The 19,376-nt window shown below is 54.3% G+C and carries 18 protein-coding genes; 10 read left to right on the top strand and 8 right to left on the bottom strand.

What is annotated here, in order from left to right; all coding sequences use genetic code 11:
* Position 1 precedes the first annotated feature (1 nt).
* From JCM12308_RS10760 to JCM12308_RS10750, 4 genes are all read left to right on the top strand, one after another.
* Positions 2 to 742: an ABC transporter ATP-binding protein gene (locus JCM12308_RS10760; protein WP_208978446.1), complete on the top strand. Its 741-nt coding sequence runs from the start codon at positions 2 to 4 to the stop codon at positions 740 to 742.
* Between the two features lie 97 nt (positions 743 to 839).
* A complete protein-coding gene (locus tag JCM12308_RS29600; RefSeq protein WP_208978445.1) occupies positions 840 to 1,430 on the top strand; it encodes a hypothetical protein in 591 nt (196 codons plus the stop codon).
* Positions 1,427 to 3,103, top strand: coding sequence for a glycosyl hydrolase family 95 catalytic domain-containing protein (locus JCM12308_RS10755; protein WP_208978444.1), 1,677 nt, complete (start codon positions 1,427 to 1,429; stop codon positions 3,101 to 3,103). Before JCM12308_RS29600 ends, JCM12308_RS10755 begins: the two co-directional genes overlap by 4 nt.
* 156 nt (positions 3,104 to 3,259) lie before the next feature.
* On the top strand, positions 3,260 to 5,158 hold the full coding sequence (locus tag JCM12308_RS10750) for an ABC transporter substrate-binding protein (protein WP_054783709.1): 1,899 nt from the start codon (positions 3,260 to 3,262) through the stop codon (positions 5,156 to 5,158).
* A gap of 75 nt (positions 5,159 to 5,233) precedes the next feature.
* Here the strand turns inward: JCM12308_RS10750 and JCM12308_RS10745 are convergent, their stop codons facing one another.
* From JCM12308_RS10745 to JCM12308_RS10725, 5 genes are all read right to left on the bottom strand, one after another.
* Complete coding sequence (locus tag JCM12308_RS10745; protein WP_208609186.1) at positions 5,234 to 5,656, bottom strand: GFA family protein; 423 nt, start codon at positions 5,654 to 5,656, stop codon at positions 5,234 to 5,236.
* Between the two features lie 3 nt (positions 5,657 to 5,659).
* A complete protein-coding gene (locus tag JCM12308_RS10740) occupies positions 5,660 to 6,697 on the bottom strand; it encodes a phosphotransferase (protein ID WP_008549427.1) in 1,038 nt (345 codons plus the stop codon).
* 82 nt (positions 6,698 to 6,779) lie between these two features.
* A complete protein-coding gene (locus tag JCM12308_RS10735; protein WP_054783707.1) occupies positions 6,780 to 7,691 on the bottom strand; it encodes an SDR family NAD(P)-dependent oxidoreductase in 912 nt (303 codons plus the stop codon).
* Positions 7,688 to 8,158 (bottom strand): MaoC family dehydratase, encoded by a 471-nt coding sequence (locus JCM12308_RS10730; protein ID WP_014284718.1) that lies wholly within the window; start codon positions 8,156 to 8,158, stop codon positions 7,688 to 7,690. Before JCM12308_RS10730 ends, JCM12308_RS10735 begins: the two co-directional genes overlap by 4 nt.
* A gap of 11 nt (positions 8,159 to 8,169) precedes the next feature.
* Positions 8,170 to 9,000 carry an SDR family oxidoreductase gene (locus JCM12308_RS10725; protein ID WP_054783706.1) on the bottom strand — a complete coding sequence of 277 codons (831 nt, stop codon included), beginning with the start codon at positions 8,998 to 9,000 and terminating at the stop codon, positions 8,170 to 8,172.
* Positions 9,001 to 9,349: 349 nt separating this feature from the next.
* Between JCM12308_RS10725 and JCM12308_RS10720 the strand changes: the two genes are divergently transcribed.
* From JCM12308_RS10720 to JCM12308_RS10710, 3 genes are all read left to right on the top strand, one after another.
* Positions 9,350 to 10,609: an acyl-CoA dehydrogenase family protein gene (locus tag JCM12308_RS10720; RefSeq protein WP_244271877.1), complete on the top strand. Its 1,260-nt coding sequence runs from the start codon at positions 9,350 to 9,352 to the stop codon at positions 10,607 to 10,609.
* A 63-nt stretch (positions 10,610 to 10,672) separates the two neighbouring features.
* Positions 10,673 to 11,863, top strand: a complete 1,191-nt coding sequence (locus tag JCM12308_RS10715; RefSeq protein WP_054783704.1) for an acyl-CoA dehydrogenase family protein — start codon at positions 10,673 to 10,675, stop codon at positions 11,861 to 11,863.
* A gap of 160 nt (positions 11,864 to 12,023) precedes the next feature.
* Positions 12,024 to 12,989: an acyl-CoA dehydrogenase family protein gene (locus JCM12308_RS10710; RefSeq protein ID WP_244271876.1), complete on the top strand. Its 966-nt coding sequence runs from the start codon at positions 12,024 to 12,026 to the stop codon at positions 12,987 to 12,989.
* Between the two features lie 156 nt (positions 12,990 to 13,145).
* Here the strand turns inward: JCM12308_RS10710 and JCM12308_RS10705 are convergent, their stop codons facing one another.
* Together JCM12308_RS10705 and JCM12308_RS10700 are read right to left on the bottom strand one after the other, a co-directional pair.
* On the bottom strand, positions 13,146 to 13,937 hold the full coding sequence (locus JCM12308_RS10705; protein WP_054783703.1) for an SDR family NAD(P)-dependent oxidoreductase: 792 nt from the start codon (positions 13,935 to 13,937) through the stop codon (positions 13,146 to 13,148).
* Positions 13,938 to 13,939: 2 nt separating this feature from the next.
* Positions 13,940 to 14,926, bottom strand: a complete 987-nt coding sequence (locus JCM12308_RS10700; protein ID WP_054783702.1) for an NADPH:quinone oxidoreductase family protein — start codon at positions 14,924 to 14,926, stop codon at positions 13,940 to 13,942.
* Between the two features lie 234 nt (positions 14,927 to 15,160).
* Between JCM12308_RS10700 and JCM12308_RS29595 the strand changes: the two genes are divergently transcribed.
* The 3 genes from JCM12308_RS29595 to JCM12308_RS10690 all read left to right on the top strand — a co-directional run bounded on the left by JCM12308_RS29595 (position 15,161) and on the right by JCM12308_RS10690 (position 18,677).
* On the top strand, positions 15,161 to 15,499 hold the full coding sequence (locus JCM12308_RS29595) for a cation-transporting P-type ATPase (RefSeq protein ID WP_208978443.1): 339 nt from the start codon (positions 15,161 to 15,163) through the stop codon (positions 15,497 to 15,499).
* A gap of 8 nt (positions 15,500 to 15,507) precedes the next feature.
* Positions 15,508 to 17,553, top strand: coding sequence for a plasma-membrane proton-efflux P-type ATPase (locus JCM12308_RS10695; RefSeq protein WP_208978442.1), 2,046 nt, complete (start codon positions 15,508 to 15,510; stop codon positions 17,551 to 17,553).
* Positions 17,554 to 17,630: 77 nt separating this feature from the next.
* On the top strand, positions 17,631 to 18,677 hold the full coding sequence (locus tag JCM12308_RS10690; RefSeq protein WP_054783701.1) for a helix-turn-helix domain-containing protein: 1,047 nt from the start codon (positions 17,631 to 17,633) through the stop codon (positions 18,675 to 18,677).
* On the opposite strand, the gene JCM12308_RS10685 is transcribed toward JCM12308_RS10690, so the two are convergent.
* A complete protein-coding gene (locus tag JCM12308_RS10685) occupies positions 18,674 to 19,282 on the bottom strand; it encodes a hypothetical protein (RefSeq protein ID WP_054783700.1) in 609 nt (202 codons plus the stop codon). The two genes, JCM12308_RS10690 and JCM12308_RS10685, sit on opposite strands and share 4 nt — an antisense overlap.
* Between the last annotated feature and the right edge of the window lie 94 nt (positions 19,283 to 19,376).

Raw genomic sequence — 19,376 nt, 5'->3', positions numbered from 1 at the left:
CATGGAAGCAAGACATCTCTCCATCGCCTATGGCGACAATCAGGTGCTTTCGCAAGTCAGCCTGACCCTGCATCCCTCGCGCACCACAGGCCTTGTTGGCCGCTCTGGCTGCGGAAAATCTACGCTGGCCAAGGCAATGACAGGGATCATCCCCACACCGCAAGATGCCCTGTTTCACAACAACCAGATCTTCTTTCCCGACCTCAGCAAAACAGGAAATATCATCCACTACATGTGGCAGGACCCATTGGCTGCACTCAGCCCTTTCCTGAGCGCGCTGGACCTGATCTGCGAGCCACTGAAAGCCATCCATAAGCTGCCTAAAGCTGCGCGGCAAAGGCAGGCCCGTGAGCTACTCCAAATGGTTGGGCTGGAAGATGCCTGCGCCGCAAAACGCCCACATCAACTTTCCGGCGGACAATGCCAACGCATTGCACTGGCACGCGCTTTGGCCGTGAAGCCCAAGTTTCTGGTGTTGGATGAACCGCTTTCCGCACTGGATCTGGTCACTCAAGAGCAGATCACATCCCTCTTGCGCAAGGTGCGCGCAGAGATGAACATGGGCATCCTCATCATCTCCCACGACCTGCAAACCCTGGCAAAACTAGCAGATGATATCGCCGTCATGGATGGCGGCAGGATCGTGGAACACAAAGCAACAGAGGAGTTCTTCGATGCTCCTGAGCATGAGTTGTCACGTAGATTTGTTGAGATCTCGAGGTATTCCGCTCCAGCTGCCTAGGCATTGAAATTTTTCAATAAACTGTGCTGCCCTGCGACAAAACACTCCGATAGTCTCTGGCGAAAACCATTTCGCCAGTTTGTATTTTGGATTGAGCATGCCCCTTCTGGAAAAGAGTGACATTGAACAGATCAGCCTAGACGCCCAGCTTGGCAAACTCAGAAGGAACAAGGTGCTCTACAACGCTCTCCCACAACGACAGCAGGAAAGCACTCTGCTTGGGTCCGGGCTCGTCGGTGTGATGCTGTTCCAGACGAGCGACACCACGCTGCAGCTGGCTCTGGGACGAGCGGACGTCTACAACGTGAACCCCGAAGTGACGGCCCACCGCAAACCACTCGGGTACTGTGAACTCACCTTCTCCAGCAAAATCAAAGGCGTCCAGTTACGGCTTGATCTTGCCGCGGGCATCCTCTCCGGCACGTTGCAGCTGGAAGAGGAGAACGTCACCCTCACTTGCTTCTGCCACGCTTTAAGCGACAGCATCATACTTGATGTGAAGCAGGTCGTGACTAGTTCCACACTCACCTATCATCCAATCGAAAACCCGCAGTCCTCCCGCACCCGAAACTCACACCCGCACGACAATGGACCGTTTGAGCTAGCAGACGTTCGGTCCTACGCAGATGATATTGGCGCGTACACAAGCACGACCTATCGTGAGCGTGGTATGAAGCTGGAGAGGTGATCGTTGCCACCTCAACTCAGCGCCATCACCAAAGCCTCCGGCATTTCTGCCGTGTAGAGTACGATCGCTACAACAACGGGCAACTCGCGGAGACCGCACGCGCCAACCTTCAGGCAGCACTAAACGAACCCTATGAAACACAAAGGCAATCCCATGAGGACGAATGGGCGGAGTACGCCAGCAGAACGCTGATTTCGCTGCCGGATGAGGAGCTTGAGTCCTATGTTGATTTCCAGTTCTACAAGCTCCGCTGCCTCACTCGGCCGGATGGTGCGCTGATTGATCTGCAAGGCGTTTGGTTTGATCCCACAACCCCGTGGCCCGGCGTCTGGCACAATCTCAACTCCCAGCTTACCTATTGGATCTGCGCATATGGCAATCGCTCTGATCTGATGAAACCACTCATTCGCCAGTTAGAGGAACATGAGCACCAACTGGCAAAAATGGGTGGAGAGGCAGGTGGTTACAATCTTTACACCGTCACCAACGCAGACTTCTGCCAACCAGGACCAAAACCGACGCCAATCGCACCCTTCACCGAAGGTGCTGGCATTGCGGATGGTACGGCCTACCACACACAAAACGTGCAGGATGCCACGCTTGGGAACTTCCTCTGGCTCGTCCATAACCTGTGGCTCTCAGCCTCATATGAAGACGATCAGGATACGCTTCATACAGTCGTTAAACACTTCCTGAAAAAGGGAATTCAGTTCTACCGGTATCATTTCATCTATGCGTCCGATGGTTCCATCCATCTGCCAGAAACGTTCTCACCAGAATACAAGTCCGCCCGCAATTGCAACTATGACCTTGCCGTGCTGAAGTGGGCGATCTCCACCTATCTGGCCCTTGAGCCTGACACTGAAGAAAGGCTGGAATACGCTGAGATTCTGGGGCGATTGGTGGACTATCCCTACTCAGAGGAGACTGGGTATCTGATTGGTCAGGATGTTAGCCTAACCGACGCGCACCGGCATTACAGCCACTTGCTGATGGCCTATCCGTTTTACCTGCGCAATGCGGATCAAGAGGGCGAGAAGGAACGTATTCAAAAGTCTGTCGATCATTGGCAGAGTTTCTCAAAATCACCTCATGAACCACACGAGAAACTAGTTGGTTACTCCTTTACCGGGGCAGCTTCACTCTACGCCGCCATTGGCGAAGGCGACCTTGCCCATGAGTATTTGCGGGCGTTTCTCGATACTGGTGCAGGCGGACGCATGCATCTGACCAACACGCAATATTATGAACACGCCGGAGTTGACGCGACCACGGTGGAAGTTCCTCTCACGGGGGCAACGGCGGCTATAGACATGCTGCTGCAAAGCTGGGGTGGAAAGATCCGCGTGTTCCCGGCAATCCCGCAAGGCTGGAAAGATGCCTCATTCTTCAACCTGCCAGCCCACGGCGGATATCTGGTCAGCGCTGTCCTGCGTGACGGTGTGCTTGCGTTCCTCTCTGTAAAAGCAAAAAGGACGGGTGAGTTTACTTTGCAGTCTAAGTTTCTTCCTGAAGAATTGCGCAACACCAGCATTCATTTGGCTGCAGGTAAAAATTACGTTTGGGCAACACAAAAATTTGATATTGCTTCTTTCCTTAAAGAAGAACAGTCCAAGATCAGGTTCACCAAGCAAGGAATCGTAATTCCACGTAAAAAACAGGATATTTATTAAAATATTTTCATAGTAATACTTTGATATACCACTGAGGAACTACTTATTCTCATCCCGTAAACATTGCAATGCGTCGAGATTCCCGATCTCACGCAATAAATATTTCATGGCTGGATCATTGAGGAGTGAGCCGCCGTGAGATGGGGGGAGAATTTGATGAAGAGCGTTACACTCACATCGATTGCTGCTTTGACGCTGCCGTTTCTGGCCGCCAATGGCTGGGCTTACAGCGAAGCGCCAATGCTCAAGCAGCTGGTCGAAGCCGGTCAATTACCACCGGTTGAAGAGCGCCTGCCGAAAAATCCACGCGTCATCCCGGTCTACGACAGCATCGGCACCTATGGCGGTGTCCTGAAGCGCGCTTTCAAAGGCCCAAGTGACCGCTGGGGACCAACCAAGCTCATGGAAGAGCGTGTGGTGGAAACCTACATGGATGGCGACAAGAACCTGTCTCTGGTTCCGGGCTGGATCGGCGAATACTCCGTGAGTGAAGATGCCCGCGAGTTCACCTTCACAATCCGCGAAGGTCTGCGCTGGTCTGATGGCGCGCCTGTCACCACTCGTGACGTACGCTTCTGGTATGAGGACGTGTTCCTCAACGAAGACCTGATGCCATCCATCAAGGCGCTGTACACCTCCAACGGTGTGCCAATGAAGCTGTCTTTTGCCGACGATTACACCTTCACCGTCTCTTTTGAAAAGCCATACCCGCTGTTCCTGACCGTTCTGGCCAAGGAAAGCACGGGCCGTCCGGGCCTTGATCGTCCAGGCTTCATCGAACCATTCCACTACCTCAAGGACTACCATCCAACCCACGCAGATCCGGCCAAGCTGGACGCAGCTATTGCCAAACATGGTGCGAAGAAATGGACCGATCTCTGGGACTCCAAAGGCCAGATCCAGGCCTGGTGGTTCAATCCGGATATGCCGGTCCTGACTGCATGGCGGGTGAAAACACCGCCGCCATCCGACACCGTGGTCATGGAGCGCAACCCTTACTATTACGGCGTGGATGCAGAAGGAAATCAGCTTCCTTATATCGATCAGATCGAGCACCGCTTGTTCCAGGACCCGGAAGCCATCAACTTCATGGCTATTCAAGGCGAGATCGACCTACAAAACCGCCACATCAACGTAGCTGACTTCACGCTCCTGAAGGAGAACGAGGCCAAGGGCGACTACACCATTGAGAAATGGACCAAGGCGCTCACATGGAGCATTATGCCGAACCTGAATTCGGCAGATGCAACCAAACAGGCTTTGTTTGAAGACATTCGCTTCCGCGAAGCGCTTAACGTTTCCGTAGATCGCGAAACTATCAACGAGTTGGCGTTCTCCGGCCTTGGTGAAGCCCGTCAGGCCTCCCCGATTTCCGGTTCTCCATTCTATGATGAAACCGCTGAAAGCCGCTGGACAGAGTATGATCCAGAGCGGGCTGCTGCTCTGCTGGACGAAATCGGCCTGACAGAACACGATTCCGATGGTTTCCGTCTGATGCCGGATGGTCGTCGCCTCAGTTTCGTACTTGAGACTCGCTGGGATATTCAGGGTGAGCTGCTGGAAGTGGTGCGAACTTACTGGCAGGACATGGGCATCGAAGTGCTGGTCCGCATTATCGACCGGACTTTGTTCCAGCAGCATGTTGAAACCGCTGATTTCGACATGATCCTCGACACGTTCGATCGCTCTTCCGTCATCACCGCTGATCCGGTTCGTTTCCTCGGTCGCGGCGGCTTTGCGCAGAACTACTTCAACTGGTGGTACTCCAACGGCAAGTCCGGTGAAGAGCCACCGAAGGATCACGCGATCCGCGATGTTTGGGCAGCTTGGGATTCAGCACAGACAGCAACAAGTCTGGAAGAAGCAAATGCCTATGCAAAACAGATGGTTGACGTTCACACCAAGAACGTTTGGCACATTGGACTGGTGGGCGAAACACCAGCAATCTATGTGCGCAAAAACAATCTGAAGAACTTCCCTGCGGGGTTTGTCCATGACGACGCGTTACGCGGCGTTGGCCTCGCATACCCGCAGCAGCTCTACTTTGAGAAGTAAGCACCTCAATTGAGCTCTGCGTAACATGCCCGCCTAACCCGAATTAGGCGGGCATTGTTGTTTTGAGAGACTAACTCACGCCTTTTCAGGCTTCCAGTCCGGTTGGGTTTCGAAAATCGCGGTGGTTTCTGGCAGAGTGTCCCAATGTTGCTTGTCGCGGTTGAAGATGACGACTTGCACTTCCAGATCTTCAGCTTTGTCCATGGAACCGAGTGGCAACGTCATGTGATCTGGCGCGTTGGTATTGCGGCCATAGATTGGGCTTCCGCAGTTTGGGCAGAACGCTTTGGTGACCTGCGAACCGTTGGCGGAGGTGTAGACATATTCTCCCAGGTCGCCGGAGATGTTTACCTGGTCCACACGGAACATAGCGCCGACTGAATGACCGGTGCCGCTGGTTCTGCGGCACTCTTCGCAGTGGCATTGCGCGGTGACCACAGGGTCGCCGTCAATTTGGTAAGACACCGCCCCACACATACAACGCCCGGATCGTTTCATTGCTTACTCCACCAGTTCGCCGATCACCTCGCAGGCCATGGTGGCGATGAGAGGAACGGCTTTGCGCATCATATCTGCGGCTTCAGGATTGGACGCATTGCCCGCTTCCGCACGCGCCACAACCCCTTGAATAATAGCCGCTAATCGGAACATGGAGAACGCCAGATAGAACTCCCAGTTCTCAATTTCGCTGAGCCCTCGACGCATACAGTACTGGCGCACGTACTCCTCTTCAAGCGGAATGCCGAGCGCAACGCGATCCAGTCCCGCAAGACCCCGCAGTCCTTTGAAGGACGGCAAACGCCACTGCATGCACTGATAGGCAAGGTCCGCCAGAGGATGGCCAAGAGTGGAGAGCTCCCAATCCAGCACCGCAACAATGCGAGGTTCTGTGGGATGGAAGATCAGGTTGTCGAGCCGGTAATCCCCATGGACCAGAGAGGAAGAACCGTCATCTTCCACCATGTTTGCTTCCAGCCATTCCATCAGTCGGTTCATGGCTGGAATGCTGACGGTCTCGGAAGCCTTGTACTGCTTGATCCAGCGCCCTGTTTGCCGCGCGAAGTAGTTGCCCGGCTTGCCGTAATCCATCAAACCAACAGCATTGGGAGAAACATCATGCAGCGCTGCAAGCACGCGGTTCATCTCCGCAAAGATCGCCATACGCTCTTCGTTTGAACATTCCGGCAATGCCGGATCCCAGAAGATACGCCCCTCAACGTACTCCATGACGAAGAACATGGTACCGATTGGAGATTCGTCCTCCGACAGGTGGTAGACCTTAGGCACCGGTACATCACTGTCTGCCAGCGCGGCCATCACCTGATACTCACGATCCACCATGTGTGCGGACTTCAGCAGGTTTCCCGGAGGCTTGGCGCGCATGACGTATGTCTTGTCGGAAGTCACCAGTTTGTAGGTCGGATTGGATTGTCCGCCCGGAAACTTCTCAATTTCCAGAAGCTCACCAAATTCCGGCACGTGTTGCTGCAGGTAAGCCTGAAGCGCTGGTTTTTCCAATGTATGCAAGGCGTTCGTCATGGGCTCCCTCCTCCATGAAACATCCACTAGCTTGACAGTTCCTCCGTCCCGTGAACAGTCAGGCTCTCACTTTGCTCTGAAATCAGGCGTTGGCCATTGCCTTAACCAACTTGGCGACACCCTCCATGGCGCTATTGACTGGTTCCGCATCCGTGCGATCAGAAATCCGGCCCCAGTTGGCAGCGATTGCCTCTGGCGTGCGATCCCCCTCCGCCAGATGAATGCCTTGCGTTTCCACCATTTCAGCCAGTGTGTAGGTGCCAGCAGCAGCTACAAGCACTTTGCGGGTTGGGGCAGCCTGAGAGCACAGGAACACAACAGCGGGAGTGATGTTTTCTGGCGCCAGCATCTTCAGCGTGCCAGCATCCATGATGGTTTCAGTCATACGCGTGCCCGCAGAAGGTGCGATGCAGTTTACGTGAATGTTGCTCTTGGCACCTTCAAGGCCGAGCGTATTCATCATGCCCCACAGGCCTGCTTTTGCCGCGCCGTAGTTCGCCTGACCGAAGTTGCCATAGATACCAGAGGGAGAGGTGGTCATGATGATACGGCCATAGCCTTGCTCTTTCATCACGTTCCAGACAGCCTTGGTGCAGAGCGCTGCACCGTTGAGGTGCACATCTACCACCTTGTTCCAGTTGGCCATTTCCATCTTGGCAAAGGACTTATCGCGCAGAATGCCAGCGTTGTTGATGAGAATATCAACGCGGCCAAAGGCTTCGACAGCTTCCGCAACCATCGCATTGACCGCAGCTTCATCCGTCACATCTGCAGCATTTGCAATTGCTCTGCCACCCGTTGCCTTGATCTCCTCAACAACCGTCTCCGCCGCTGTTGCGGAAGAGCCGGAGCCGTCAACCGAGCCGCCGAGATCATTCACCACCACGGCAGCACCGCGCGCAGCAAGCTCCAGTGCATAAAGGCGGCCAAGCCCACCGCCTGCACCTGTGATAATCGCTACCTGACCGGCAAAATTCATCGTGTCCTGCGTCATGCAGCTACCTCCTCAAAAAACGTCATAGTCAGCCATTGTGCGACCAACGCAGGGCTTTCAACACCCTCAATCTCTATTGAAAGACCAAACTCCTGGAGGATCTGCCCATCTCCCTTGCGGGTCAGACCATCCAGAGTGAAACGTCCCCGAATGCGTTTACCAGTGGCGACGGGATGCAAAAAGCGGATTTTATTGAAACCATAGTTGATGCCCATGGTCCGCCCTTTCACATCCGGCAGGGATTCGATAGCGAACTTGCTGGCGAGTGAAAGCGTAAGGAACCCATGGGCGATGGTTCCCCCAAAAGGGGTTTCCGCCTTAGCACGCTCGGGATCCATATGGATGAACTGCTCATCAAACGTCAGTTTGCCGAAGGTGGAGATCATCTCCTGATCCACTTCCACCCAGTCAGACAAGCCAATCTGCTGGCCAACACGGGCCTCTAGTTCTTCTACTGTCAGTTCCACAGGGCTTCTCCCTATCCAAACAGGTTTGTGCCAGTGGCAATGTGAATGCCGCCATCCAGTGGGATCACCTCACCCGTCACGTAAGATCCGCCCTTGCCACACAGGAACAGTGTTGCACCTGCAATATCGTCCGGGTGGCCGATCCGCCCAAGAGGCACGCCTTTGCCGACACGAGCAGCTTTCTCGTCCGTATCCGTCGCAAACGCTGTCATGTTGGATTGGAACGGCCCCGGTGCGAAGCCGTTGAACGTGATGTGTTCATGCGCCAGCTCTTTGGCGAGAATTCGCGTCAGCTGGTGCACTGCGGCTTTGGATGCGGAATATGAATATGCGCCGTCCCCAATTGGGGTAGAGCCCATTACGGAGCCAAGATTGATCACACGAGCCGGATCTTCCGGACGTCCGCTGGCTTTCAGTTCTGGCAGCAAGGTCTGGGTCAGGTGGAACAGGCCCGCCACGTTCACATCCATCACACGCTTCCACGCGAAGTAAGGGAAAGAGCCCAGTGGCTCGCCCCAGGTGATGCCAGCGTTGTTGACCAGAATGTCCAGCTTCGGGCTCCGCTCACGCACTGCTTCAGCCAGTGCAAGCACACCCTCCTCAGAGCCTACATCCCCCTGAAATGCTTCAACAGATCCGGCAGCTTCCGGATTGTTGGCTTTCAGGTTGGCATTAATTTCATCTGCAGTTTTCTCAACCACATCCAGCTTGCGAGAGCAGATGAAAACGCGTGCTCCGCCTTCTGCCAGCGCTGTTGCAACCATGCGGCCAATGCCGGTGCCACCGCCTGTTACCAGCGCCGTTTTGCCAGCAACACCAAACAGTTCCTCAAGATATCCCATGAAGACACCCTACCTCCCATAGTGTTCTTCGAGCTGCCACCGCATCTCCTGTGACCTGACTGTAGCGCATCCTCAACCGAAAACCGGTACCCATTATTTAGGGGGATGCAACCTTAAACCAATGGTCAAGCGTGCTCCTCGCCGCGTGCAGTTGACAACATACTCACTAGTATGTTTCCGTATATCAAGAGTTGTAAAGCAAAATTTTTAGCAGATATCTTTTGTCTCTCCAGCCTTGGATCCTGATTGTGCGTGGGAGCTCATAATCACACATCCTATTGATATTAAGCGGATTTTTCCCGCATCGGCGAAAGGATAAAAGAGCTCAAATGTCTTGGGAGGGTCATTGATGAGCGACACTTTATTAGCCGAACGTCCAGCTATGGACCTTGGGGTGAGCACGCGTGTGGCACCACTGATTGAACAAGTGCGCGCCATGGTTCGCGATGAAATCATGCCCCTTGAAGATGAGTTCCATGATGAGATTCCCGTGGGCGACCGCTGGCAGCATACTCCGCGGCAGACAGAGATTCTGGAGAGCCTGAAGGCAAGCGCACGCGCCAAAAGCCTCTGGAATTTCTGGCTGACGGACTCTGAGCGTGGTTATGGCCTTAGCACCGTTGAATACGCGTATCTGGCAGAGGAGATGGGCAAATCCCCCCTCGCACCAGAAGTATTCAACTGCAACGCCCCAGACACCGGCAATATGGAAGTGTTTGAGCGCTATGGTTCTGACGCCATGAAGGAGACATGGCTGAAACGCATGCTCAACGGCGAAATCCGCTCTGCTTATCTGATGACAGAGCCGGACCACGGCTCCTCTGACGCCACCAACATCCGCATGTCCTGCGTGCGTGACGGCGATCATTATGTGCTGAACGGCGAGAAGTGGTGGTCTTCCGGCGCCGGTGATCCACGCTGTGCCGTCTACATCACCATGGTGTACACCCCAACAGATGGAAACAAGCACCAACAGCACTCCATGATCGTGGTGGACGCCAACACACCGGGCATCACCAAGCTGCGCCCGATGCAGGTGTTTGGCCATGACCATGCACCACACGGTCACTTACATTTGCGGTTTGAAGATGTGCGTGTGCCGGTTGAGAACCTGCTTCTGGAAGAAGGACGCGGGTTTGAAGTTGCACAAGGCCGCCTTGGGCCGGGCCGCATCCACCACTGTATGCGTGCAATTGGACAGGCAGAACAAGCAATAGAGCTGATGTGTAAGCGCTCTATCAACCGCGAAGCTTTCGGCAAGCAGCTCTACAAGCTGGGTGCCAACTTCGACATCATCGCTGAATGCCGCATGGAGATCGAGCAGGCCCGCCTCCTCTGCCTGAAAGCCGCATGGATGATGGATAATGCCTCAGCCCGTGAAGCTGCGTTCTGGATCAGCCAGATCAAAGTGGTCGCGCCGCGTATGTCTCTGAAGGTCACTGACGAGGCTATGCAGATGTTTGGCGGTCAGGGCATCTCGCAGGACACACCATTGGCAACCAACTGGATGAACCTGCGCACCTTGCGCTTTGCGGATGGACCGGACGCCGTGCATCGCAATTTCATTGGTCGCTCAGAGCTGCGCAAACACACTCAGGAAAAGATCTGATAGGGCAGGAGAGCTACGGCTCTCCTTTTCTTTGCATCTGCACTCCAAAACAGGGAGAACGCAATGACATCGCTTGATGAATTCCGCATGGAAACAAGGGCTTGGCTGGAAGAGAACTGCCCTCAGGACATGCGAAAAGCTGTAACCACCGAAGAGGACATCTGTTGGGGTGGCCGCAACTGGACGTTCAAGTCCGAAGCGCAAAAGCAGTGGCTGGAGCGGATGGCCGAACGCGGCTGGACCGTTCCAAGCTGGCCGAAAGAATACGGCGGCGGCGGTCTGAGCGGAGATGAGGTCAAGATCCTCAAGGAAGAGATGAAGCGCATCGACGCCATGTCTCCGCTGGAAAGCTTTGGCATCTGGATGCTTGGTCCTGCACTGCTGAAATACGGCTCCCACGAGCAGAAACTGGAGCACTTGCCCAAGATCGCCCGCGGTGAAATCCGTTGGTGTCAGGGCTACTCCGAACCGGGGTCCGGCTCCGACCTGGCTTCCGTCCAGACCAAGGGCGTGGACATGGGCGATCACTTCCTCGTCTCCGGCCAAAAGATCTGGACGTCCTATGCCGACAAAGCTGACTGGATCTTTGCACTGGTGCGTACTGAGCCAGACGCGAAGAAGCACAAGGGCATCTCTTTCCTGCTGTTTGATATGACCAGCGAGGGTGTTTCCACCAAGCCAATCCGCCTCATCTCTGGCAGTTCTCCCTTCTGCGAAACCTTCTTTGATGAAGTGAAGGTGCCCATGGAAAACGTGGTCGACGAGCGCGGCAACGGCTGGACAATCGCCAAGTACCTGCTGACCCACGAACGCGAAATGGTCAGCAATCTGGATGCGATCTTCGGCGGTTCTGCGGGGCTTTATGAAACCGCCGTGGAATCGATTGGTCTGGATGAAACCGGTCGGCTGGATGATCCGCTGCTTCGCGCCGATATTGGCGACTTCCTCGTCGATGAGATGGCTCTGACCGCACATTTGGCTGCTGCGAAGGACTTTCACCGCGCTGGCAACCAGCTGGGTGCCCGTTCTGCGGAGCTGAAGTATCTTGGCACAGAACTAAACAAACGCCGCCAGAGCCTCGTTGTACAGGCTGGAGGGCTGGAAGCGCTGTCTGGGCCAGAAGAGAACAGCGGCATCGGCAACCAGTCAGCTTCCTGGTTACGCTCCAAGGGCAACAGCATCGAGGGTGGTACCTCCGAGATCATGCTTTCCATCATTTCAAAGGCAGTTCTGCGTCTGCCATCACTGGGTTAAGGAGAGAAAACATGGAACTTTTCAGCTCTGAAGAAACCCTATTGAAGGACTCCGCCGCTGGCTTCATGTCAGAAAACGCCCCGGTGCAAGCGCTGCGTGATCTGCGTGACCAGAAAGAAGCCCTCGCTTCAATCAGGAGCTCCATAAAACTCTCGCCGAGATGGGTTGGTTCGGCATGCTTCTGCCGGAAGAGGCTGGCGGTTATGATTTCGGCCACCGCGCTGCAGGCCTTGTGGCAGAAGAAATGGGCCGCAACCTGACAGCCTCCCCGTTCCTCTCAACCGCTGTTTTGAGCGCAATTGCCCTGCGTCAGGCAGGAGGCGAGCATCTGAGCGAATGGGGGCCGAAGATCGCAGCTGGCGAAGCTGTCATGGCTTTGGCAATTGATGAAGGCGCAAAACACAATCCTTCCCGCATCAAGGCAACTGCTGAACCAGATGGGAACGGTTTCATCCTCAATGCCAGAAAACGCGCGGTGTTTGACGGATACAATGCAGATCGCCTGATTGTGGCTGCAAAGAGTGGGGATGAGACCTGCCTCTTCCTCGTCGATCCAAGTGCCGCTGAAGTGGACGTTGAACGCAATGCCATGCTGGACAGCCGCAATGCGGCGAACATCCAGATCACCAATCTGCATCTGGACGGCAAAGATCTGCTTTGCCCGCTCGACAAAGGTACCGAGGTGCTGGAAGCCACACTCCGGTCTGGGCGCGCAATCTCTGCCTCAGAACAACTTGGAGTTGCCAGAGAGGTTGCAGAGCGCACAACAGCCTATCTGAATGAGCGCAAGCAATTTGGTGTTCCAATTGGCATGTTTCAGGCACTTCAGCACAGAATGGCCGACCTTTATTGCCAGATTGAAGAAACAGCATCTCTCATCTCTGCCGCGCTGAGATCGATAGATACAACCTCAGATAGCGCTGAGGAACTCACCCGAGCAGCGAAAGCCAAGGTTGCTAAGGTTTCACGACTGGCGACAGAAGAAGCGGTGCAGATGCATGGTGGAATCGGTATGACCGATGAAGTTGATGTCGGATTGTTTATGAAACGCGACCGAGTGTTAACAGAGATGCTCGGTGATAGCGCTCACCATATAGACTTTCTGCTAAAAAGACGGGGTCTTTAACTGTATAATCCGTATTTCTACTTGTGATTGTTTCTAAAGTAACTTCATAATCGCAGTTATCTGGTCCACCCCTTTGGATCAGCGAGAGCCAGTCCGCAACAGCATTGCCCGGTGTTGCAGACTGGCTCTCTCTTTTTGGCTAACCAAATCAACTCATCAGATCTTCATTCCAGGCATGTTGAGAGAGGATGTGTTACCCCCGTCCACGGCCAATGCCTGCCCCGTAATGAAGCTGGCATCCTTACTGGCAAGAAATGCAATTGTAGCTGCAACTTCAGCAGGATCGCCGTGCCGACGCAGCTCTGCGCGAGAGCCGAGCTTGTCCTCTTTGCCCACACTGCGGGCGTGATCAAACACCGGTTTTGTCATTCCGGTTTCAATCAGACCGGGACAAACCGCATTCACACGCACCCCATGTTCACCGAAATCACAGGCCGATGTCATCGTGAAATTGATGAGCGCCGCTTTGGAGGCACTATAGGCATTTCCACCTGCGCCAGCGCGAATCCCCGCAACTGAGGCAGTATTCACAATAGAACCACGGCCCGAAGCTTTGAGCTGTTCGCGGGTGTACTTGGTAAATAGCATCGCACCCAATACATTCACCTCGTAAACCTTGAGCCAGTCGCCGAAGTCTTCATGACTGCCGCCCCACGAACCTTCGCAGATAACGCCAGCATTGTTGCAAAGGATACTGATGCCGCCAAAGGTGTTTTCAACGGCCTCCACGCAGGTTTCAACGGCCTCCTCATCGGCGACATCCACGACGTAAATGCGCGCTCGGCAGCCTTCAGGAAGCAGCGAGGCGGTTTCATCCAGTCCCTCCTCGTTGCGGTCCACTAATGCAACAGCAGCACCTTCCTCGGCCAGCCGAATGGCGGTTGCACGCCCGATGCCACTGCCGGCACCTGTGATCAGCGCTGTTTCTCCTGCAAATCTGGGTTGCATCGTCAAGTCCTCCCCGTTTCCAGAACAACTTTGCCAACCACGCGCCTTTCTATCAAGTCTCGAAGCGCCTGAGGCGCTTCTTCAAGCGAATAGCTCCTACTAACAGTTGGGTTGAGTTTGCCCTCCTGCAGCCATTTAAGCAGCTCTGAGAAGTTATTCTGGTCGTTCCTTGGCTCTCTCATACGGAATGCGCCCCAGAACACACCCATGACCGAGCATCCTTTGAGCAAGGGCAGGTTAGTCGGGATGGAGGGAATATCGCCAGCAGCAAAGCCTACAACCAATGCGCGACCGTTCCAGGCTGTTGATCTCAGCGCCTGTTCAAAGAGGTCACCACCGACTGGATCATAAACCACATCAACGCCTGCCTTGCCGACAATCTCTTTCAGGCGCTCCCTCAGATCCTGCGTGGAGTAGTTGATCAGCTCATCCGCCCCAGCTTTGCGCGCCGCTTCCAGCTTTTCAGCAGAGCTGGCTGCCGCAATCACTTTGGCACCCATAATCTTGCCAATCTCAACCGCTGTCAGCCCAACACCACCGCCAGCACCGAGAACAAGCAGCGTCTCTCCCGGTTGCAACTGTGCCCGTTGCTTCAGAGCGTGCATGGATGTGCCGTATGTCATCGTAAAACCAGCTGCCACTTGCGCTGACATGGTTTCTGGCCGCTTCATAACGGCGGATGCATCCACCACAACCTCTTCGGCATATCCGCCCTGTTGCAGCAGAAGCGCCATAACGGGGTCACCGGGCGCGAAGTCCGTCACACCTTCACCAACCGCTTCAATTCTACCCGCGACCTCTCCACCTGGCACGAATGGCATTGGTGGCTTGATCTGGTACTTACCTGCAATCACCAGCGTATCCGGAAAGTTGACGCCTGCAGCTTCCACTGCAATCCGCACTTGTCCTTTCTTTGGCTCTTTGCGTTCAACATCTTCAACCCGCAACGCTTCTGGTGGGCCGTATTCCGAACAAACAACAGCACGCATGATTTCCCTCCCAAATCAAAACATACTCGTGAGTATGTTACGGAAACACAGTGAGCGCAACCACAACGCTAGGTGTAACTCCCCTCCCCTGTACTCAAGACGCACCAAATTTGAGCAAGCAGCTTCGTAATCAGGAAACCACGGTTTGCAGAAGCCCCCCGCTCTCTCATCATCCGTTTACACGCTCTGGTGAGAATAGGTTAGTTAAGCACGTGCAGAGCATGGAAAGACCTGATGGCTGAACAGGATAAGCCCAATCTTGCTGATGAATTCAAACGCCTGGAAAGCTCACCCGAAGGGCTGACTGGTTCCACCGCATCCAACAGGCTGAAGCAATACGGCCCCAATGCGCTGGAAGAGAAGAAAACCAGCAAGCTGGTCCAACTGCTTCTGACATTCTGGGGGCCAATCCCGTGGCTCATCGAAATCGCAGCAATCCTTTCCGCAATCATTGAGCACTGGGCTGATTTCACCATCATTCTGTTCATGCTGGTTCTGAACTCCGGTATCGAGTTCGTTCAAAGCAGCAAAGCTGCTGATGCACTGGCAGCGCTGAAATCCTCCATGCACTGAAAGCCCGCGTGAAGCGCGACGGGAAGTGGGCTGACATTCCCGCAACCGACATCGTGCCCGGCGACATCATCAATCTGGAAAACGGAGACATCATTCCTGCTGACTGCATTTTAGAGAGTGGGCCGTACCTTGCCGTCGATCAAGCAGCACTCACAGGCGAGTCTCTTCCGGTCGATAAACAAGTGGGGGATGTGGCTTATTCAGGATCCATCATCAAACAAGGCACAATGCAGGCCTTGGTGACGGCGACCGGGGGAAATACGTTCTTCGGCAACACAGCCAAGCTTGTTCAGTCCGCCGGCAACATTTCACATTTCCAGAAAAGTGTTCTGGGCATCGGCAAGTTCCTTATTCTGGGCACGGCTCTGCTTGCTGCGCTTATCATCGTCAAACAGCTCTATCTTCAACAAAGCATTCTCGACATCATCGAGCTGGTGCTCGTGCTGGTCATCGCCTCAATCCCTGTCGCCATGCCAGCCGTGCTTTCAGTCACCATGGCCCTTGGCGCACTCACTCTTTCCAAAAAGAAAGCCATCGTCTCTCATCTGCAGGCCATCGAAGAACTCGCAGGCGTGAATGTGCTGTGCTCGGACAAAACAGGGACACTCACCAAAAACGAACTCACTTTGGGCGAACCAGTTCTGTTTGATGCTGCGAGTGAGAAAGAGCTGGTGGTTATGGCTGCTCTTGCTTCCAGCACAATCGAGAAGGACGTTATCGACCACCTGATTGTCAGCAAGGCAGAACGGGGCATCCTGGAACTTTACAAGCAGAACACCTTTACACCGTTTGACCCAGTCAGCAAGAGAACTGAAGCGGGTGTCTCCGGTCCACGCGGGGCATTCAAAGTGATCAAGGGCGCTCCGCAGGTGGTGATCGATCTCTGTGCCAACGCGCCTGAAGAGAAGGCTGCAGCCAGCAAGGCCGTGCATGAATTTGCAGCGAAGGGACTCCGCGCCCTCGGCATCGCCAAAACCAACGAACAACACGAGCTGCGGCTGCTGGGAATTCTTTCGCTCTACGACCCACCACGCGATGACTCCAAAGCGGTGATCGAAGAAACTCAGAATGCGGGCATCACCGTTAAGATGGTGACAGGTGACGATGTTGCTATTGGCAGGGAGATTGCAGGACAGCTGGGTCTGGGCACTTCACTGGAAAGCGCAAGTCAGGTCTTTTCCGAAAACAAGGACATGGACAATCTGCCCGCCAACATCCGCGAGGAGATCGTCAACGCAGACGGCTTTGCACGCGTATTCCCAGAACACAAATACGGCATCGTGAAAGCGCTCCAACAATCCGGCGACTACGTTGCCATGACAGGAGACGGCGTAAACGATGCACCCGCATTGAAGCAGGCGGATGTGGGCATTGCCGTTTCAGGCGCAACAGATGCTGCCCGTTCAGCAGCAGATCTGATCCTCACTCTGCCGGGTCTTTCCGTCATTACAGATGCAGTGATCGAGGCACGCAAGATCTTCGCGCGCATGATCAGCTACGTAGACTACCGCGTGGCGATGACTATCAACCTGATGGTGTTCGTTTCCGCCAGCGTGCTGTTGCTGGAAGAGGTGCCTTTGACAGCCATCATGATTGTTATGTTGGCACTCCTCGATGATATCCCGATCATCACCATTGCCTACGACAACACCGAGGCCGCACCCGCGCCTATGGAATGGCAACTCGGAAACATGCTGCGCACAGCAACCGTGCTCGGACTCATATCCGTTGTCGAGAACTTCATCCTCATGATGGCCGCACGACATTGGCTGGATGTGCCAGCCGCAGAACTGCAGAGCGTCATGTTCCTGCAGCTGGTTGTGGCCGGACATTTGCTCCTGTTCGTCTGCAGGCACGATCACTGGTTCTGGCAGGCACCTCGACCCTCCGCCAAATTGCTCATGGCAATTATCACCACGCAATTGCTCGCAGTTGTCATCTGTCGATCTGGCTTCCTTGTTCCAGCTATCAGTTGGGAGTTGATCGGCATTGTCTGGGCGCAGGCGATCCTCTGGATGTTCGTACTGAACGTTGCCAGAAAGCTCTGCCGCTAAAAGATGTGAGGGGTGCTCTTTCGCTCCTCCAGCAGACAGATTAGATATAGAGCATTGTCTGCAACCGGAGTTGGCGCGTGCCGAGCTTACCCCTTCCCTTTTTCACCGCACTGTTTCTGTGCTTCATCCTACTACGCCTTGTTGCGGGGTATGGTCGCAAACTGCCACCAATGCTTCTGGTGACGATCTGCCTCTATGCTCTGCAATCCGTTCTGCTTGGCATCAAGTGGGGCATGGGTGGATTGCCATCATGGTCGACTGCTGGATTAGCGCTTTTGCTTCCACCAGCAACTTGGCTTTCCTTCCTGCAACTCACCAACCGATTTTCTAAAAAGGCCATTGGCTGGACAGCAGGTGCAACAACGGCTTCATTTGGCGTTCTTGTAGTAGCACCAAACTTCAACATTCCCAGCCTGATCGACCTGACCAGCGTTGCTGTCTATCTCGGATACGGTGCACTCTTCTTCCGATCGGCAACCGTGAAGCAATGGGAGTGGACCAGTCATCTGCCGCTCGACCAGATGTTCCCGACACGTCAAGCCCAACTCATCGCAGGTGCTGTGTTCTCGACCTCAGCGCTTGTTGATCTTGCGGTCGCCTCAGACTTCGCCCTAAATAGAGGCAGCCATGCTGCGACCATTGTTGGCACCGCGAACCTCGTCATGTTGGTTGCTCTGATCTCGCTCGTGGTTCTGATGAGCCGGAAGCCATCCGTCTCGCAGCAACCCGAAGCGCAGAATGAAGCGGAGAAGGTCTCGGCTACACCGGAGCAAGTTGAGCTGGTGGACGCGCTAGACCAACTGATGCGGAGTGAAAATCTCTATCGTGATGAGAACCTGTCTCTCGACAAGCTGGCTCGGAAACTGCGTGTCCCAGCCCGGCAGATTTCGACAGCTGTCAACACAGTGCGGGAGATCAACCTGCCTCAATACACCAACGGATTTCGTGTGACGGAGGCCTGTCATCTTCTGGAGACGACAGACACTCCGATCACCGCAATCATTTATGAAGTTGGCTTCACCACCAAGTCCAACTTCAATCGCGAGTTCCAACGTGTGACGGGAAAGAGCCCAAGCACCTGGCGGAAAGAGAGCAGGACTTCTGGTGTCACTGAGCCAGCCTAAAAGATCTCTCGCAAGATATCTGTGGCGTGCCTCCAACCACGCATGACACCTACGTTGGAGATCAGCTTTTCGACATTGATGCGGATGTTCTCTTTAGGAACATCCGCCGGGAATTTGAGATAGACAGCTGCCATCTCACCATCCAAATTGAAGCTGGAAACATCTCCCTTGAAATAGATTACAGACTTATTGGCAGAGACTGAAAACTCTCCAAACCGACCAACAAAGTCACCCGCCAACTTATCCATTTCAACGCTGACATCCATAGGTCTCGGCAGTCTCAAAACGGCTGAAGGGTCACACCAACCGAGGAGCCAGGAGCCTCTTCGTTTGAAGTGAATGTCCAGGCTGCCATCCTCATGATGGGTCGCTTCAGCCGTCAAACTGCATCCACGTGCATCACTGGTTTCGAGTTGGATCGGCCCCTTTGAGCTATTTGCTCCGACGATCCGAAGGCCAAAATTGCTACCCGTAATTCTGACCTTTTCCACCTGATGAGACGAGAGCGTCTGAGTGCTTTCGCTTCCCGTTGAGACCATCGCATATGCCGCGACTGCTATCACTGCGATCGCTATAAGTACCTTTGTGCCGTTGCCGGTTGCCATCTGCAAACTCCTTGATTTCCTGCAGAAACCATGGAAGTTCCGAAGATAGGTCGCGACCTAGATCTTGAAATAGGACCTAAAACACGTCCTGAAA

This window comes from Pseudovibrio denitrificans JCM 12308 (assembly GCF_001310815.1).
GTDB classification, from domain to species: domain Bacteria; phylum Pseudomonadota; class Alphaproteobacteria; order Rhizobiales; family Stappiaceae; genus Pseudovibrio; species Pseudovibrio denitrificans.
Note: the sequence above shows the minus strand (reverse complement) of the source record. Positions and strands in the feature narration are given on the sequence as shown.

Coding starts and splice junctions, on each gene's coding strand:
- JCM12308_RS10760 (WP_208978446.1), top strand. CDS start 2: ATGGAAGCAAGACATCTCTCCATCGCCTATGGCGACAATCAGGTGCTT.
- JCM12308_RS29600 (WP_208978445.1), top strand. CDS start 840: ATGCCCCTTCTGGAAAAGAGTGACATTGAACAGATCAGCCTAGACGCC.
- JCM12308_RS10750 (WP_054783709.1), top strand. CDS start 3,260: ATGAAGAGCGTTACACTCACATCGATTGCTGCTTTGACGCTGCCGTTT.
- JCM12308_RS10745 (WP_208609186.1), bottom strand. CDS start 5,656: ATGAAACGATCCGGGCGTTGTATGTGTGGGGCGGTGTCTTACCAAATT.
- JCM12308_RS10740 (WP_008549427.1), bottom strand. CDS start 6,697: ATGACGAACGCCTTGCATACATTGGAAAAACCAGCGCTTCAGGCTTAC.
- JCM12308_RS10735 (WP_054783707.1), bottom strand. CDS start 7,691: ATGACGCAGGACACGATGAATTTTGCCGGTCAGGTAGCGATTATCACA.
- JCM12308_RS10725 (WP_054783706.1), bottom strand. CDS start 9,000: ATGGGATATCTTGAGGAACTGTTTGGTGTTGCTGGCAAAACGGCGCTG.
- JCM12308_RS10720 (WP_244271877.1), top strand. CDS start 9,350: ATGAGCGACACTTTATTAGCCGAACGTCCAGCTATGGACCTTGGGGTG.
- JCM12308_RS10715 (WP_054783704.1), top strand. CDS start 10,673: ATGACATCGCTTGATGAATTCCGCATGGAAACAAGGGCTTGGCTGGAA.
- JCM12308_RS10710 (WP_244271876.1), top strand. CDS start 12,024: ATGGGTTGGTTCGGCATGCTTCTGCCGGAAGAGGCTGGCGGTTATGAT.
- JCM12308_RS10705 (WP_054783703.1), bottom strand. CDS start 13,937: ATGCAACCCAGATTTGCAGGAGAAACAGCGCTGATCACAGGTGCCGGC.
- JCM12308_RS10700 (WP_054783702.1), bottom strand. CDS start 14,926: ATGCGTGCTGTTGTTTGTTCGGAATACGGCCCACCAGAAGCGTTGCGG.
- JCM12308_RS29595 (WP_208978443.1), top strand. CDS start 15,161: ATGGCTGAACAGGATAAGCCCAATCTTGCTGATGAATTCAAACGCCTG.
- JCM12308_RS10685 (WP_054783700.1), bottom strand. CDS start 19,282: ATGGCAACCGGCAACGGCACAAAGGTACTTATAGCGATCGCAGTGATA.